This window comes from Wolbachia endosymbiont (group B) of Melanargia galathea (genome assembly GCF_964030625.1).
Lineage (GTDB): Bacteria > Pseudomonadota > Alphaproteobacteria > Rickettsiales > Anaplasmataceae > Wolbachia.
In genome coordinates, this window is record NZ_OZ034910.1 from 1,059,734 (window position 1) to 1,076,311 (window position 16,578).

Consider the following 16,578-nt stretch of genomic DNA (forward strand, 5'->3'; position numbering starts at 1 on the left):
ACCGTATTAAGCGGTCATCAATGCTTTTACTTTTGCATTTAAGCGACTTATTTTACGTGCAGCAGTATTCCTATGAATGACACCTTTATTTACACATTTGTGTAAATTGGATTCAGCATTCCGAAATGCCAAGACAACATTCTCTTTGTCACCAGACTTGATTATATCAACTAATCTTCTAATAGCAGTACGAGTTTTGCTTTTTCGCATCTTATTTACTAAAGTACGCTTTGCTATTACCTTCATCATTTTTTTAGCACTCTTATGATTTGCCATATATTAATACCTGTACTTTTCTTTTAATTATAAAGTTTTTTTGTTAATTTGCAATATCAGTTTTTTCTGCAATTAATCTACTACTTCTTTCTTCAATGATTTTTTCTAAACTTTGCAAGAATTCATTTTTGTTTAACCCAGGATATATGGGAGGTAATATTTCTATTACCGCCTTTCCGGGATTCTTTCTCAGAGAAAGTATGCTTTTTGGCCAAAACAAACCAGTGTTTAAAGCAATCGGTAACACAGGAACAGATAATACGCTATATAAAGCAGCAATACCCGATTGATATTTTATATTTTGGTTTATAGTCGTTCTTGTGCCTTCAGGAAATATTATTATGCTTCTATTTTCTTTTATATGCATTTTTGCTAGTTTAATTATATGGCGTATAGAACTGATACCATCTGAACGGTTAATAAAAATCATTTTCAGCGCTATAAGATGTAAACCAATGAATGGAATCCATTTCAATTCACGTTTTAAAATAAAAACTGCTTTTCTAAAGAGTAGTATAAAAATAAATGTTTCAAATGGAGATTGGTGTTTAGATGCAATTATAAAAGGTTGCTTAGGAATGTTTTCCATTCCCCTCACTTCATATTTAATGCCACATAATAAACGCAACATGAATAATACAACTCTCACCGAGCAAACAAGGAAAATGGTTATTACACACTCAGGAAAGAAAATTACAGGGAGAGTAATTAAAGTATAGAATACTTCCCATAATATAAGGAGTAAATTAAACAATAAACTTGCAATCACAAACACACGTAAACTTATTTGAATTTAACTTTACTACAAAACTAAAAGCAATAAGTTTAATTATTGATCATCTGAGTAATAGGATGAGAATCAGCTAATTTGTCCTTTAACTTTTCGTTAGCAATATGAGTATATATTTGTGTTGTAGAAAGATTAGTATGGCCAAGAATTTTTTGTATCAGTACAATATTTGCTCCGCTATTCAGTAGATGGGTAGCAAGAGAATGCCTAATCACATGTGGAGAGATTTTATTTTCATCAATATCGCACTTTCTTGCTAATTCCTTTATTAATTGACCAACTCTTTGCCTTGTAATGGGTTTATTAGGTTTATCACCTGGGAATAGCCAATCAGATTTTTTGTTGTTAGGAAGCAGATTGTCACGAATTGATAAATAATTTTTAAGACTTTGCAATGCTTGCTCATTAAAAAGGATTTGCCTTTCTCTGCTACTTTTTCCCTTTATTATTATATAGCCTTCTTTACCATTACCGTTTACTAAATGTAATACTTCACATAACTTCATATTAATTAGTTCAGAAACACGCATCCCGGAAGAGTAAAGAATATCTAAAATTGCACATAGCCTTTTACTGCTTATCTCTTTATTCGATCCGCTTGCTGATTTTTTTACTGTTTCCATGAGCAAAAATATTTCTTGAACACTTAAATACTTAGGCAAAGGACGGGAAACCTTTGGATTTCTTAATTCATTATCATTAGCCGGTGCTGGATTAAAATCTATTATTCCATCATTAAATAGGCACTTATAGAAATTTTTGATAGCAGATATTTTTCTTGATATAGAACTAGTTTTATATTTCTTTTGTGTACGTAAAAAGTTTACATAATCTTTAATATTAGCTTTACTTGCACCAACTAAGGTAGTGCCTCCTTCTAATAAAAATTTTTCAAGTTGGTGTAAATCTGAACGATAACTTTCCAAAGTATTTTGTGTAGAGGATTTTTCAGAAACCAAAGCATCTATGTAATACGTGATGTAAAGATTCTCTTTTTTATTTTGTGGTTGTTTATTTTTCATTATCAGCTCCTATATTTATTTCTTTGACTATAATTTGATTGAAAGTATTTTTTGTGTTTTTTATAAGAAAATATGAGATAAACAAAGCATTTATCAATAAAGTAAGTACTACAAACCTTTGTTTTAACCTTTTTTTTAAATTTGATCTTATTTTTACCATATTTCAATTATCACATTGAGTCTATAAAAAACATCCTGTAAAGTAAGTTTTACTATCGTATAAAATTTCCCTTAGCTATGTCTGTTTATTCTTATTATATCATAGTATTTATTATAATTTTAACATAAAGAAATAGTGATTTCAACTTCATTATTGTATGGGTATTAATAAATTTTTAATATATGTAATAAATACCTTACAAAAAAAGGAATCAATTGGCACTTTTTTTTAATAAAGTGTTAATAAAAGGAATGGTTACATTTGATCCTATAGATTCATTATCTATTTTTTCTATAACTTTATTAATGCTGTGGAAAGAACGTTCTATTCTTGCTAGAATATAATCAATTACCTTTAGATCAATTTTTAACTGTTTATCTGAAAATTGTTTTATTAGCATAATTCTTAATAATTCTTCGCTTGCAGGTAAAATTTTTACGCTGATAGTTGATAATATTCGCGAGCTTAAATCTTTTAGTTTGAAGTTAAGCTTTTTCGGTAAAATCGAAGAAGTAATTAGCAGTCTCTTATCATTTTCTTTCATGTAATTATAACAATGTAACAACATTTCCTCATCTTTAATGTTTTGTACATCTTCTAAAATAAACGCATCGCTGTACCTCATTTCGCTTACAAAATTATTTACATCAATGAAAATAGCATCGTTTTTTGATTGCCAGATATGAGCAAGGTGAGTTTTCCCAGAGCTGTTAGGTCCAAAAAGAATCAGGCATTTCCAAGATAAATCATTAACTATTGAGTTATATACGTGCTTATTTTCATCTAAGGTGATATAATTTTGCCAACAATAATCAACTTGATTATTGTTAAATAAATTTAATTGCACGTAAAGCCTCTTACATTACTACTTTTTGATAATAATTTTTGCATAAAAATTTACTTGGTCAGGTAAGGAAGCAGTATTACTACTACCCCCTCCCTTAGAAACGCAGCATGCAGGTTTCCCCACACTACGCTTGAGCCCCTTATCTAAGTTCTTCTTTTCTAGAACCGGCTTGTCCTTCATGATTCCTCAGGAAACATCATTCTTAATGGTGACACCAACAGTAGAGAACCTTCTCTTGAAAAGGAGCTTGCTAACATTCTTGTTCGTTTCACTCTCTCATCAAAATACTTTTTCCATTTTAAGTCAAGGGGATTTGCATCCGCTCTGATTTTAACATGTCGTCTGATAGGTATATCAATCAGCTTAAGCAGTCTTAAATACCGTATCTCTTTTGGTTTGTTCTTGCATATGGGTGCAGCAAAAACCCATTGGCGTTGACCCATTACTTTGAAGTAACGATTCTTTATCCAACGTAATCCTTTACGAGGATGTCTTTTCTTTGCCCATTTCCATAAACTATGCCAAATTTCATTGTCGATCTTTCTAAACGCTTTTTTAGCACACACATGGTGATAGTAATTTCCCCATCCTCTCAGTAGAGAGTTGAGTGACTTAATTACTATAGCCTGAGTGTTCGCTATATTTGCTTTTATCAATGTACGTGCTTTATTAAGAAGTCTTTTAATACTTTCTTTCGAAGGTTTAATAATTAACTTCTTATTATATCTACGTACATTACAACCAAGAAAGTCAAACCCTGTTGTAATAGATGTAATCTTTGTCTTCTCTTCTGACAGAATTAAACCTCGCTCATGAAGAAAAGATGATACTAAAGGCTTAACTTCCTTTTCCAGTACTTCATGTGTGAAACCTGAAATAATAAAGTCGTCTGCGTACCTGATTACATTCACTCCACTTCTGATTTTTCCTCTTCTTTTGCTACCTAATTTACCAAAGCGACTTTCTAATAACTGTTCAAGACCATCTAAGGTAAAGTTAGCTAGTATTGGAGAAATTATACTTCCTTGCGGAGTGCCAGCAGTTGTGGGATACAGAGTTTTCGATTCTAGGAAACCAGCTTTTAACCATCTATGAAGAATTTTCTTTTCCATAGGAATATGCTTCATAAGCCATTCATGGTTAATGTTGTCAAAGCACCCTTTGATATCACCTTCTAGTATCCATTGTGGTCGATTGCGTCTTGCCAGTAATAAGTGACAAGCAGCAATAGCATCCGCGCAGGATCTTTTAGGTCTAAAGCCATAGGAGTGACGATCACTGATCGTTTCAGCTATCGGTTCCAGAGCAAACAGATATAATGCTTGCATCGCTCTATCTTTTATCGTGGGTATACCGAGAGGCCTTCTTTTGCCATTAGATTTACTGATATAAATTCGTTTGAGCGGAGAAGGTTTATATCCTCTTTGTTTTAACAGCTTTATTCCTTGAAATTTAGCATTGCAAGTTGACCATAGTTGACGATCTACACCTGCTGTGGTTTTTCCTTGGTTTTCAGTTACTCTCTTAACAGCCAAAGCTTTTCCGCTAAAAGAGCGTGTGAGAAGATGTTGTAAAGCTTTTACCTTACCCCATCTTCCTTCTTGGACAGCCTTAACAATACGTCTTTGTAGCCTCACAATAACTTTCTGGCATTTCTTCCATGGCAATTGCTTCCATGCTTCAAAGCTTTCGGTAGATGCACTTACAGGTTTACTTGTAATCATCTGCTTTCCTACCTTAAGTGGTTAACAAAGTTTCTTGTCACGAGGGACCAAATGGAAGTCTGCTCGTTTTCACGCGAATTAATGTTACAAATTCTATCCATTTCGTTACAAAATGGCATTCGCTTTCTCCATTCTCCTTTACCTGCACTTCCATCAGCATTCCTTGCGGTTTGCTTGCCATGTAGGCGAAAATACAGGCTTACCCTGTTTCTCCAGTCATACAACAGTGGGTTAGGTGGCTTCTCTATACCGGTGGAGTTATTATTTGCGTACATCTAGAAATGAAAAATGTAACTTATCCACATTACCTTTTGGTCAGAGCTTATCAGCATCTTTAGCTCTTTCATCGTATCGGTACTTATAAAGCTTCACTTACGTTCACCATACCACTAGCCTAGCCCTCCAACCACATGATGCTTGCAGTTTATGCCCCTCTCACGATTGAGCATCTTCTTTTTCAAGAGGAGGTTCATTGTCCGCATCGCTTGGCACCAACCGGTTGCCCGATTCGCACTGATGCGTAGACTCAGACGGCAAAACATCTGGTTTAATAAGTTTTAGAATCCTTTCAGTTTCTTTCTGAATGAATTCCTCTCCTTTTAAACAATATGACCGAAGACTTTCAGGTCGCACCATCTCTCAAATGTATCAGAGATCCTTTTTTTATCGTGAACTAATTAGCCATTTTTATAAAGCTCACTTTCAAAATATTTATTGACTGCATATTCTACTAATACACTGAACATTGCTATTATTGGAATAAAAAATAATATACCTATAAACCCAAAATATGAGGTGCATATGACAACTCCTAAAATAATGATAGTTGGATGTATATGAACTTTTTTTCCTATTAATAAAGGCACTAATATGCTTGAGTCTATTAATTGACCAACACTAAATAATAGCAAGACAGCAGTACTTTCAAACCATCCACTAAATTGAGTAATGGCGCTCAAAAATCCGATAATAGTGTATAATAATGGCCCTATATAGGGTATAAATGTTAATGTTCCTGATAAAATTCCAATAGCTACAGAATGCTTCAGCCCAATTATGCTAAGGCCCACGGAGTAAAAGATCATCATGACTATACATACGTTTAACTGTCCCTTTAGGTAATTAGATATAATGAAATCTACTTTAGAAAAATAACCTGCAGCTTTTTCTCTGTAAAGAATGGGAATTAGTTTATTAGCCTTTTCTACAATTGCAGGCCAATCACGTAATACATAAAAAAACACCACAAGCGTAATAGCTATTAATGATACCATGTAAATCAAATTAAAGCTTGAATTTAGCACTTGAATTATAAGATTACTGCCCATGCTAAGAGCATTTATAAAATAAGATATATAATCACTGTAATTTTCTACTAGATTTTTAGACAAGTGATCAAATAAACTATCTTCAGTTTTTATATTAAGAAATTCTAGCACAGAAGGAATCACTTTAAGCTTTAATGAAGGTATCTTATTCACTAAGAAATTTAATATTAAAGTAATTTGAAAATATATAATAGGTAAAACAAATGTGATAACTAATATAAAAGCTATCAATAAGGTAAGTATTATAAAAACTACAGAACATGAACGTGGTATTCTATATTTTTCAAACTTGGTTACTAGCGGGTTAAATAGATGTGCAACAAAAACAGATATTAGACACGGAACAATCATAGGACGCATCAAAAATAATGCCCCTATTATGAAAAGCAGTACACAACAAATAGTTATATGACGTTTTTGCATGTGTTTAGAATAGTTAATTTACCGAAAAATATAAAGTTTTTTGTAAGTACTATCTATTCATTATTTTATTAGGCATGAGATCAGCCAAATTTTCACTCAATTGCCAACTAGATAAAACTCCGTTATGCGGGTTATCTGTAAAGCCTCTCAGATTAACGATCTTAATCGAATTTCTATTTAACAATAGATCATCTACTGCCTTTGCCAATTGTGCAGGATATGGTATTAAGGTGTCTCTTTCATGATTAATGACTACTATTGGTATATTATCATTTTGTAGCTTTTGTATATTGCTTACTATATCAAAATCTAAATTTAGGACCTTAAGCATCTTTTTCAATAAGCATGAGGGCAGTACACTTAAAATTTTTGCTTGAGGAATTGGAAAATGCTTTATTGCATTATGAAAAGAGCTGAAAGTGCTAGTAAAAATAACGCCTCCAAGTTTAATATTTTTGTCTGTAAAATATTTTAATACTTCTGATGCAACTGCTCCTCCAAAGGAATGGCCGAAAAGTATGATGTTTTCAGGTTTTACACCCTTGTCCATTAATTCATTGATTTTTTTTATCGAAGACTGAGATAAGCTTTTATTCTTATTTATAAATGGAATCATGAGTATTGATATAGACAAAAAAGTGCAAATCAAAGCTGCTAATATTGCTGAATTCGCTGTCCTAGACGTCATTGGGTTGGTAAATAATATCAGAGTGGGTGATAATATGGATATTCCTAAAAATAAGAAACTAGCTATTGCGTAAGTTATATAGTTTTGAAATGGTGCGACCTGAAAGTCTTCGGTCATATTGTTTAAAAGGAGAGGAATTCATTCAGAAAGAAACTGAAAGGATTCTAAAACTTATTAAACCAGATGTTTTGCCGTCTGAGTCTACGCATCAGTGCGAATCGGGCAACCGGTTGGTGCCAAGCGATGCGGACAATGAACCTCCTCTTGAAAAAGAAGATGCTCAATCGTGAGAGGGGCATAAACTGCAAGCATCATGTGGTTGGAGGGCTAGGCTAGTGGTATGGTGAACGTAAGTGAAGCTTTATAAGTACCGATACGATGAAAGAGCTAAAGATGCTGATAAGCTCTGACCAAAAGGTAATGTGGATAAGTTACATTTTTCATTTCTAGATGTACGCAAATAATAACTCCACCGGTATAGAGAAGCCACCTAACCCACTGTTGTATGACTGGAGAAACAGGGTAAGCCTGTATTTTCGCCTACATGGCAAGCAAACCGCAAGGAATGCTGATGGAAGTGCAGGTAAAGGAGAATGGAGAAAGCGAATGCCATTTTGTAACGAAATGGATAGAATTTGTAACATTAATTCGCGTGAAAACGAGCAGACTTCCATTTGGTCCCTCGTGACAAGAAACTTTGTTAACCACTTAAGGTAGGAAAGCAGATGATTACAAGTAAACCTGTAAGTGCATCTACCGAAAGCTTTGAAGCATGGAAGCAATTGCCATGGAAGAAATGCCAGAAAGTTATTGTGAGGCTACAAAGACGTATTGTTAAGGCTGTCCAAGAAGGAAGATGGGGTAAGGTAAAAGCTTTACAACATCTTCTCACACGCTCTTTTAGCGGAAAAGCTTTGGCTGTTAAGAGAGTAACTGAAAACCAAGGAAAAACCACAGCAGGTGTAGATCGTCAACTATGGTCAACTTGCAATGCTAAATTTCAAGGAATAAAGCTGTTAAAACAAAGAGGATATAAACCTTCTCCGCTCAAACGAATTTATATCAGTAAATCTAATGGCAAAAGAAGGCCTCTCGGTATACCCACGATAAAAGATAGAGCGATGCAAGCATTATATCTGTTTGCTCTGGAACCGATAGCTGAAACGATCAGTGATCGTCACTCCTATGGCTTTAGACCTAAAAGATCCTGCGCGGATGCTATTGCTGCTTGTCACTTATTACTGGCAAGACGCAATCGACCACAATGGATACTAGAAGGTGATATCAAAGGGTGCTTTGACAACATTAACCATGAATGGCTTATGAAGCATATTCCTATGGAAAAGAAAATTCTTCATAGATGGTTAAAAGCTGGTTTCCTAGAATCGAAAACTCTGTATCCCACAACTGCTGGCACTCCGCAAGGAAGTATAATTTCTCCAATACTAGCTAACTTTACCTTAGATGGTCTTGAACAGTTATTAGAAAGTCGCTTTGGTAAATTAGGTAGCAAAAGAAGAGGAAAAATCAGAAGTGGAGTGAATGTAATCAGGTACGCAGACGACTTTATTATTTCAGGTTTCACACATGAAGTACTGGAAAAGGAAGTTAAGCCTTTAGTATCATCTTTTCTTCATGAGCGAGGTTTAATTCTGTCAGAAGAGAAGACAAAGATTACATCTATTACAACAGGGTTTGACTTTCTTGGTTGTAATGTACGTAGATATAATAAGAAGTTAATTATTAAACCTTCGAAAGAAAGTATTAAAAGACTTCTTAATAAAGCACGTACATTGATAAAAGCAAATATAGCGAACACTCAGGCTATAGTAATTAAGTCACTCAACTCTCTACTGAGAGGATGGGGAAATTACTATCACCATGTGTGTGCTAAAAAAGCGTTTAGAAAGATCGACAATGAAATTTGGCATAGTTTATGGAAATGGGCAAAGAAAAGACATCCTCGTAAAGGATTACGTTGGATAAAGAATCGTTACTTCAAAGTAATGGGTCAACGCCAATGGGTTTTTGCTGCACCCATATGCAAGAACAAACCAAAAGAGATACGGTATTTAAGACTGCTTAAGCTGATTGATATACCTATCAGACGACATGTTAAAATCAGAGCGGATGCAAATCCCCTTGACTTAAAATGGAAAAAGTATTTTGATGAGAGAGTGAAACGAACAAGAATGTTAGCAAGCTCCTTTTCAAGAGAAGGTTCTCTACTGTTGGTGTCACCATTAAGAATGATGTTTCCTGAGGAATCATGAAGGACAAGCCGGTTCTAGAAAAGAAGAACTTAGATAAGGGGCTCAAGCGTAGTGTGGGGAAACCTGCATGCTGCGTTTCTAAGGGAGGGGGTAGTAGTAATACTGCTTCCTTACCTGACCAATTGGGTATTTATGTGCATGAGTGTGAAAATTAGACCTATGGAGATATGTAGATCTATCTTGTATATACCTGGCCGCATTCTTATAATTATCACCTATTCCATGAAAAAATATAAGATGTATCTCATTTTCTTTATTATACTTAGCAACGTGTATTATTTTCCTCTAGCATATATTACACCTAGTAAAAGAATATTCTTTTTTGAGAATTGGATCAACTTTTTTAAAATGCTAGATAACTTGTATTAACACCGAAAATGGTAAGCATGTACACTAACAGACTTGAGGAATACAAGATAGCAGCATTAATAGTTGCAGCAGGAGTAGGCAGTAGATGCAATGCCAAAATCCCTAAACAGTATATAAAATTGGCAGGTAAGTCTGTTTTATTTCACACAATTAGGAAATTCTTAGCTAATCAGTACATAAGTTACATAAGAGTGGTAGTGAATGAAAGTCAAAAAGATTTCTATAAAGAAGTTACGTCATCAACTATAGATACTAAATTGCTGAGTCCAGTATGTGGAGGAAAAAGCAGGCAGAGTTCAGTTAAACTTGGACTGGAGAGTTTGCAAAAGATCAATCCAGATTTTGTTATTATACATGACGCTTGTAGGCCTTTTGTATCAAATATTCTAATAAACAACTTGATTGAATCTATGATTAATGGTCAATATACAGGAGTAGTTCCAGCAATAGAAGTCGAGGATACTATATCGTTGGTGAGTAATAATTTCATTGAATCTACGATTTCAAGAGAAAAACTTAGAGCCATGCAAACTCCTCAAATTTTTAATTTCAGAGAATTATTATCGTGCCATCAATCAGTCAAAGAATTTACTGATGATTCATCACTAATGGTAGAGCATAAAAAACATGTTGCGATTATTGAAGGTGAGAAAAAGAATTTTAAGTTAACTACAAAAGAGGATATCAATATGGCAAAACTTCTCTTTGGAGAGCCAAAATTCCGTGTCGGAACCGGTTATGATATACATAAATTTGTTAAAATTCAAAATGATGCTAAGAGCTTTATAAAAATTTGCGGTGTGGAAATTGAGCATAATATGGCAATAGAGGCACATTCCGATGGTGATGTTGCAATACATGCAATCGTTGATGCAATACTCGGAGCACTAGGATGTGGCGATATAGGAGAACATTTTCCTCCTAATTCCTCTAAATGGAAGGATTGCAATTCATCTCATTTTCTTGACTTTGCTGCTAAAAAAGCACAGGAAAAAGGATATAGCGTGTCTAATTTAGATATTACTATAGTTTGTGAAGAGCCTAAAATATCGCCTTACAAAGCAGGAATGAAGGAATTCATATCAAAAATATTAGAAATTAATGGTGAATTCGTAAATATCAAAGCAACCACAGCGGAAAAATTAGGTTCTATTGGAAGAAATGAGGGAATAGCAACGTATGCTTCTGTGCTATTGCGTGCAAATTTTTATTGAAGGTAGAAACGAAATAACTTACTTGACAAACTCCACCATTTCACTTCCATTGCAAGGAAAGTGGGAAGGTTTGTCAAGAAATTTCTATGAGCTACTTTCGACATTAATAGCTGATTCAAGTCTTCTATTCAAAATTTTCAATATAAAATCCAATTCATTTGAGTTGTTATAACGTATCATGACTTTACCCTTAGAATTACTGTCATTAATTTTGATCTTTAAACCAAGCTGAGAAGATATAGCTCCTTCTAATACTGCCATATCTTGATTTTTAGTACACTTATGCTCTTTTCGGTCGTTATTTTGTTGTAAGTCTTTTATCAATTTTTCAGTTCGCCTAACGCTCAGGCCCTGAGAAACTATTCTTTCTGCAATACTTTCCGCATTTTCAACATTAATCAATGCTCTTGCATGACCCATAGACAATTTTTTCTCGTTGATCATTGTTTTTACTCCATTAGGGAGTGACAGCATTCGTATCATATTGGTTATGTGACTGCGGCTTTTACCTAAAGTTAAGGCTAATTCTTCGTGTGTATAGGAGAATTCATCTATTAGTTTTCTGTACGCCTCACCTTCTTCTATTGGATTAATATCTTGCCTCTGTATGTTTTCAATTATCGATACTTCTAAGCATTCCTTGTCATTTAAATCTTTTATGATAACCGGCACACTATCAAGATTTATGACCTTACTTGCTCGCCAACGACGTTCCCCTGCTACTATTTCATAACCTTCATTACTTGGATCTTTGCGCACCACAACAGGTTGTATTATACCATTTTTCTCTATCGAACCTGCAAGTTCTTTTAATGACTCCTCATCAAAATATTTTCTCGGCTGAAATTTGCTCGGGTGTAGTAATGAAATAGGTAACCGATCTTCTTTATTACCATAATTATCGCCTATGAGGCCAGCAAGACCTCTACCTAAGCGCCTATTGTCCTTCACGCTGCACCCTCACTTATCAGCTTTTTCTCTTTACAGATGCTCATGTGTTTCTTTAAAATTTCTTTTGCCAAACTTATATATGCTTGTGCACCAGGACACTTAAGATCATATACAATAGCAGGTTTTCCATGAGAAGGCGCTTCTGATAACCGTACATTACGTGGAATAATGGTCTCATACAAGGGGATAATAGTTTTATATACTTTATCATTTAAATATTGGCAAATATCATTTTTAATCTGCTCACTAAGTTTGTTGCGTCTGTCATACATTGTGAGCAATATTCCTTCTATTAACAGGAAAGGGTTTAGGTTATTTCTTTTTATCAGCTCTACAGTCTTAACTAAATGGCTCAATCCTTCCAGAGCGAAAAATTCACACTGAAGAGGAACAATAATCGAGTCAGCAGCGGTCAGAGCATTGATAGTAAGCAGACCAAGTGATGGAGGACAATCGATAATTATGTACTCATAATTATTACGTACTTTCTCTAGCGTATCTTTTAGTACGAATTTTCCCTGCTCAAGTTGTGATAGCTCAATTTCTGCAGCTGATAAGTCAACCACTGATGAAATCAGCGATAGATTTGGAATTTCCTTTATATTGAAAATTGCCGATTCCACCAATTCACTTTCGCTGCTCAGCAGTATTTTATATATATTTTTTTCTTCCCTGCTACGATAAGAAATCCCAAGTCCTGTACTAGCATTTCCTTGAGGGTCAAGATCTACCAGTAAAGTACTTTTTCCCACAGCAGCAAAGGCTGTTGATAAATTTATACTAGTTGTAGTTTTACCAACTCCACCCTTTTGATTTACTATTGCAATGATCTTGCTCACGCCTTTTATCTTATGTATAAAATAACTCTATTGTATATATGCAAGAAATTTTTGCATTAGAAAAATTTTTTTGTTGCCAATCATGCTCAAAGTAAACTGCCTTTTTTTGTCTTGTGTAACACACTTTGAACCTTATTTCCTAACTCATTCAGAGTAAATGGTTTGGGTAAAAAATGGAAGTCTTCTATATTGATTTCATCGCTCTTTAAAAAAGCATCCTCTGTATACCCAGAAATAAAAATAACTTTGATGTTTGGCCTATGTATCAATGTTTCTTTAACTATTTCTGGACCACTCACCTCTGGCATGATTACATCAGTGATTATTAGATCTATGTGTTGATTTTTTTTTCTAATGATCTCTAGTGCCTCGCTGCCTATACTCGCTTCTATTACATTAAATCCTTTTCTTGTAAGAGCCTTAGCAGTAAATTCCCTTACTGAATCTTCATCTTCAATTAATAAAATTATACCATTACCTTTAATCTCTACCGGTTTCTCTATTTCTTTACTATCTTCCTCTTTATCATTTTCATCCGATATGTAAACTATGGGCAAAAATATGCTAAATTTAGTTCCATGATTCACTTTGCTAGCAACATAGATGTATCCTTCGGTTTGTTTAATAATGCCATATACAGTAGAGAGGCCAAGACCTGTACCAGAAGTAATATCTTTGGTAGAAAAAAATGGATCAAATGCCTTTTCAATTATATCACTCGTCATTCCACATCCAGTATCAATCACTTCAATCACAACATAATTCCCATGTTCAATCGTTTCCTTATCTGGAGAAAACATATCCTGAGGTGTAGAATTTAATGAATCAACCTTTTGATTAAAGGTTCGTATAGTTAACTCTCCCCCCTTTTCCATAGCAGCACCAGCATTAACTGCTAAGTTAAGCATAACTTGCTCTAATTGTCCTTGGTCAGCCCTAACAGCACCCAAATCGCTACCATAATAAATATTAAATTTTATATTTTCACCTATTAATCTTTTGATCATTTCATAAAGATTAGCTATCGTACCATTTACATTAATAATCTTTGGCTGCAAAGTCTGTCTTCTTGAAAAAGCAAGCAGTTGTCTTACTAAATTTGACCCACGTTTTGCATTTTGCTGTATCTGTATTATATCTCCAAAAGATGGATCGCTAGCTGAGTGCTGGAGTAAAAGCAAATCACAAAATCCTATTATTCCGGTTAATATATTATTGAAATCATGTGCAATACCACCTGCTAATTGCCCTATAGCTTGCACCTTTTGATAATGCTCAAGTTTTATCTCTAGTTTTTTACGTTCAGTATTATCAATAAAATAACAAAGTATGAACATCACTTTATTATGAAGAAACTTATTAAAATATATTTTCATGTTATTACCGCCATTGAGCTGCACATCAAAGGACGCATTATTTATCCTATTACTTGAAAAATATTCACGCACTTTCATATGATAACCATCTGATATCAATGCAAAGATAGAATCATTACTTGACCCCGCAAGTTTTACTAATGCTATATTTTTCTTTATAAAATTGCCATTTATATCGCATTGTGCAATAGCAATTGACGAATTTGTAAAACAAGGGTGTAGTTGATAATCAACAATATTTGATTCAGTTGGTGTTATAAAGCCGTGTATATAGCTATGATTGTATTTATCACAAAATATAGCAGTACTCATATAAGCCTTAAATGGAGCACCGCTTATAGTAAAAAACATAATTTCATTTTTGGTTATTGTATCGTCATACTTAGATTGAGATATAAAATCATTGATTGAGCTACCTTTTTCCAATTTTTTTAGTTCAAACATGTCTAAAAATCTTTTATTTACAGATAAGATACCTCCTTTTGTATTTGCAACGTAAGTTGCTATATTGTGTTTCTCTATCAACTCTTCATATACCTGCTCTTTGTTTACCTGTGTTGCCTTCAGTACAAAATACCCATTCGGTCTTGCTATTGGGGCTAATGATAAATTTAAAGTCTTATTACTATTTATAGCAATTTGTGGATTATCCGGTATTGGTTCAGAGAGCAAAAGAAAGTTAGATATTCTACTCTTCTTGCTTAAGGAAATGCATACTTTTACAGAAGTGTTATTTCTTAACGCATGATAGAGTGATTTTCTGTCTTTTTCTGACACATCTCCTGCTTCAAGAATTTTATCTAGCGTAACATCATCGTTTATGTGATCTTTGAACCTTTCGTAGAACCTCGCATCAGCATAAATAATACCCTCATCTTTATGTAAAATGAGACAAAACTCTGTATTATGATTCAGCGCATTTGCAAATATTGCATTTTGAAACTCTATGATATTAAGTAGATACTTGTAACGTTTTATATTATATACCACAAAGAGAGTCATTAGAATGCTAATTAATAAATTAATCTCTATATTAACATGCTGACTATATACATTAGAAAAATAGAGTACTGATATTGCTATTGGAGGTAAGAACATAATGACTGCCATCACAATAATTGACATCCCATAATTTCTTAGTATGAAGTCAACTCTGTTCTCTTTTTTGTTATCTATGTATCTTTTACTCATTATTATTGCTTGGCATCCTTGCACATATAAAAATATTCTACTATATTGATTTAATTATTATAGATTTATTAACATCCTTGATGAGTAGTTACTATCCCAATCTAATTAAGTCCTGTAAATATAGAGTACAATAATATTAATAAGCCAACAGAAGGCATTATGGAAAAACAAAAGACACAAGCATTTGAATGGTTCTGCGCACTGAGAAACAAGATCACCGAATCTTTCTTATCAATTGAGGTACAGTCATTCACACAACCAAAAATCGAAAAAAGAAAGTGGAACCGACCAGGTGGAGGAAGTGGTGAATCTACAATTATCTTTGGTAATATTTTTGAAAAAGTTGGAGTAAACGTTTCAAGAGTATACGGAAAGCTCGAAGACTCAGCCATTAATGAAATTCCTGGTGCAAGTGAAAGCAATGGAGAGTTTTGGGCAAGCGGTATATCTTTAGTGTCTCACATGCAATCTCCCCTTATCCCTGCAGCACATATGAACACAAGATTGATATATACCTCAAAACAATGGTTTGGTGGAGGAATGGACTTTACTCCAATTTATAAGGATGAGGGAGATTGCAAGTATATTCACGAATCAATTAAAGCAACTTGCGATGAGTTCAACATCGAATATTATCCGAAATTTAAAAAGCAATGTGATGATTACTTTTTTTTACAACATAGAAAAGAGCCACGTGGTATTGGTGGAATTTTTTATGACAATCTAACTTCTGGCAACTGGAAAAACGATTTTGAGTTCACAAAAGCAGTAGGTGAAGCCTTTTTAGAAATTTACTTACACATCATACACAAACATATGCAAAAATCTTGGACAAAAGAACAACGAGAAGAACAATTGATAAAACGTGGCAGATATGTGGAGTTCAATCTTCTTTATGATCGTGGTACAAGGTTTGGTTTAATGACTAATGGTAACCCCGATGCAATTATGATGTCGATGCCTCCTCTTGTTAAGTGGGTGTGAAAAGCGATTATTAATATAAAATAAATCGTTATAGTTTAAGATTGTACCACATATGGTGAGCTTTTGTATAGAGGGGTACAATCATGGGTATAAGTAGATAGTTTTTTAATTAAATCCGCTAGA

Annotated in this window: 15 protein-coding genes and 1 pseudogene; 5 read left to right on the top strand and 11 right to left on the bottom strand. The window is 33.9% G+C overall.

The genetic code is table 11. From position 1 onward, the window contains the following. Positions 1–6 precede the first annotated feature (6 nt). The 8 genes from rpsT to AAHF52_RS04775 all read right to left on the bottom strand — a co-directional run bounded on the left by rpsT (position 7) and on the right by AAHF52_RS04775 (position 7,186). Positions 7–276 carry a 30S ribosomal protein S20 gene (gene rpsT, locus AAHF52_RS04740; RefSeq protein ID WP_007302369.1) on the bottom strand — a complete coding sequence of 90 codons (270 nt, stop codon included), beginning with the start codon at positions 274–276 and terminating at the stop codon, positions 7–9. Positions 277–319: 43 nt separating this feature from the next. Further along, positions 320–1,045, bottom strand: coding sequence for a lysophospholipid acyltransferase family protein (locus AAHF52_RS04745; protein ID WP_012481964.1), 726 nt, complete (start codon positions 1,043–1,045; stop codon positions 320–322). Between the two features lie 56 nt (positions 1,046–1,101). Beyond that, a complete protein-coding gene (locus tag AAHF52_RS04750; protein WP_007302367.1) occupies positions 1,102–2,088 on the bottom strand; it encodes a site-specific tyrosine recombinase in 987 nt (328 codons plus the stop codon). Between the two features lie 371 nt (positions 2,089–2,459). Continuing rightward, a complete protein-coding gene (locus AAHF52_RS04755; RefSeq protein WP_007302365.1) occupies positions 2,460–3,095 on the bottom strand; it encodes a DnaA ATPase domain-containing protein in 636 nt (211 codons plus the stop codon). 18 nt (positions 3,096–3,113) lie between these two features. Further along, positions 3,114–3,275, bottom strand: a complete 162-nt coding sequence (locus AAHF52_RS04760; protein ID WP_012481963.1) for a hypothetical protein — start codon at positions 3,273–3,275, stop codon at positions 3,114–3,116. Continuing rightward, positions 3,272–4,819, bottom strand: coding sequence for a group II intron reverse transcriptase/maturase (gene ltrA / locus AAHF52_RS04765; protein WP_019236826.1), 1,548 nt, complete (start codon positions 4,817–4,819; stop codon positions 3,272–3,274). The genes AAHF52_RS04760 and ltrA (AAHF52_RS04765) overlap by 4 nt, the downstream gene beginning before the upstream one ends. A 677-nt stretch (positions 4,820–5,496) precedes the next feature. Next, complete coding sequence (locus AAHF52_RS04770) at positions 5,497–6,570, bottom strand: AI-2E family transporter (protein ID WP_264686181.1); 1,074 nt, start codon at positions 6,568–6,570, stop codon at positions 5,497–5,499. Between the two features lie 49 nt (positions 6,571–6,619). After that, positions 6,620–7,186, bottom strand: coding sequence for an alpha/beta hydrolase (locus AAHF52_RS04775; RefSeq protein ID WP_264376681.1), 567 nt, complete (start codon positions 7,184–7,186; stop codon positions 6,620–6,622). On the opposite strand from AAHF52_RS04775, the gene AAHF52_RS04780 reads away from it, so the two are divergent. The 4 genes and pseudogenes from AAHF52_RS04780 (at position 7,185) to ispD (ending at position 11,114) form a co-directional block, all read left to right on the top strand. Further along, entirely contained in the window at positions 7,185–7,331 is a 147-nt protein-coding gene (locus AAHF52_RS04780; protein ID WP_264376682.1) for a hypothetical protein, read from the top strand. The two genes, AAHF52_RS04775 and AAHF52_RS04780, sit on opposite strands and share 2 nt — an antisense overlap. Positions 7,332–7,983: 652 nt before the next feature. Next, a complete protein-coding gene (ltrA, locus tag AAHF52_RS04785) occupies positions 7,984–9,531 on the top strand; it encodes a group II intron reverse transcriptase/maturase (protein WP_019236826.1) in 1,548 nt (515 codons plus the stop codon). After that, a pseudogene (locus tag AAHF52_RS04790) lies at positions 9,528–9,656 on the top strand (transposase); the annotation flags it as partial. The gene ltrA (AAHF52_RS04785) and the pseudogene AAHF52_RS04790, both read left to right, overlap by 4 nt. 252 nt (positions 9,657–9,908) lie before the next feature. Beyond that, the gene (ispD, locus tag AAHF52_RS04795; protein ID WP_264376683.1) at positions 9,909–11,114 is read left to right on the top strand and encodes a 2-C-methyl-D-erythritol 4-phosphate cytidylyltransferase; all 1,206 of its coding nucleotides are present in this window, start codon (positions 9,909–9,911) and stop codon (positions 11,112–11,114) included. An 84-nt stretch (positions 11,115–11,198) separates the two neighbouring features. On the opposite strand, the gene AAHF52_RS04800 is transcribed toward ispD, so the two are convergent. The 3 genes from AAHF52_RS04800 to AAHF52_RS04810 form a co-directional block, all read right to left on the bottom strand. Beyond that, positions 11,199–12,065 carry a ParB/RepB/Spo0J family partition protein gene (locus tag AAHF52_RS04800; protein WP_213863753.1) on the bottom strand — a complete coding sequence of 289 codons (867 nt, stop codon included), beginning with the start codon at positions 12,063–12,065 and terminating at the stop codon, positions 11,199–11,201. Next, complete coding sequence (locus AAHF52_RS04805) at positions 12,062–12,904, bottom strand: ParA family protein (RefSeq protein ID WP_006014513.1); 843 nt, start codon at positions 12,902–12,904, stop codon at positions 12,062–12,064. Before AAHF52_RS04805 ends, AAHF52_RS04800 begins: the two co-directional genes overlap by 4 nt. An 86-nt stretch (positions 12,905–12,990) precedes the next feature. Then, a complete protein-coding gene (locus AAHF52_RS04810) occupies positions 12,991–15,471 on the bottom strand; it encodes a response regulator (RefSeq protein ID WP_007302355.1) in 2,481 nt (826 codons plus the stop codon). Between the two features lie 159 nt (positions 15,472–15,630). Between AAHF52_RS04810 and hemF the strand changes: the two genes are divergently transcribed. Continuing rightward, positions 15,631–16,455: an oxygen-dependent coproporphyrinogen oxidase gene (gene hemF, locus AAHF52_RS04815; protein ID WP_052264973.1), complete on the top strand. Its 825-nt coding sequence runs from the start codon at positions 15,631–15,633 to the stop codon at positions 16,453–16,455. Positions 16,456–16,578 lie beyond the last annotated feature (123 nt).

Bases quoted from the DNA above. Each gene is read 5' to 3' on its own strand.
- AAHF52_RS04770 (WP_264686181.1), bottom strand. From the start codon at position 6,570: ATGCAAAAACGTCATATAACTATTTGTTGTGTACTGCTTTTCATAATA.
- AAHF52_RS04750 (WP_007302367.1), bottom strand. From the start codon at position 2,088: ATGAAAAATAAACAACCACAAAATAAAAAAGAGAATCTTTACATCACG.
- ltrA (WP_019236826.1), top strand. From the start codon at position 7,984: ATGATTACAAGTAAACCTGTAAGTGCATCTACCGAAAGCTTTGAAGCA.
- AAHF52_RS04760 (WP_012481963.1), bottom strand. From the start codon at position 3,275: ATGAAGGACAAGCCGGTTCTAGAAAAGAAGAACTTAGATAAGGGGCTC.
- ispD (WP_264376683.1), top strand. From the start codon at position 9,909: ATGGTAAGCATGTACACTAACAGACTTGAGGAATACAAGATAGCAGCA.
- ltrA (WP_019236826.1), bottom strand. From the start codon at position 4,819: ATGATTACAAGTAAACCTGTAAGTGCATCTACCGAAAGCTTTGAAGCA.
- hemF (WP_052264973.1), top strand. From the start codon at position 15,631: ATGGAAAAACAAAAGACACAAGCATTTGAATGGTTCTGCGCACTGAGA.
- AAHF52_RS04775 (WP_264376681.1), bottom strand. From the start codon at position 7,186: ATGATTCCATTTATAAATAAGAATAAAAGCTTATCTCAGTCTTCGATA.
- rpsT (WP_007302369.1), bottom strand. From the start codon at position 276: ATGGCAAATCATAAGAGTGCTAAAAAAATGATGAAGGTAATAGCAAAG.
- AAHF52_RS04810 (WP_007302355.1), bottom strand. From the start codon at position 15,471: ATGAGTAAAAGATACATAGATAACAAAAAAGAGAACAGAGTTGACTTC.
- AAHF52_RS04780 (WP_264376682.1), top strand. From the start codon at position 7,185: ATGAGTATTGATATAGACAAAAAAGTGCAAATCAAAGCTGCTAATATT.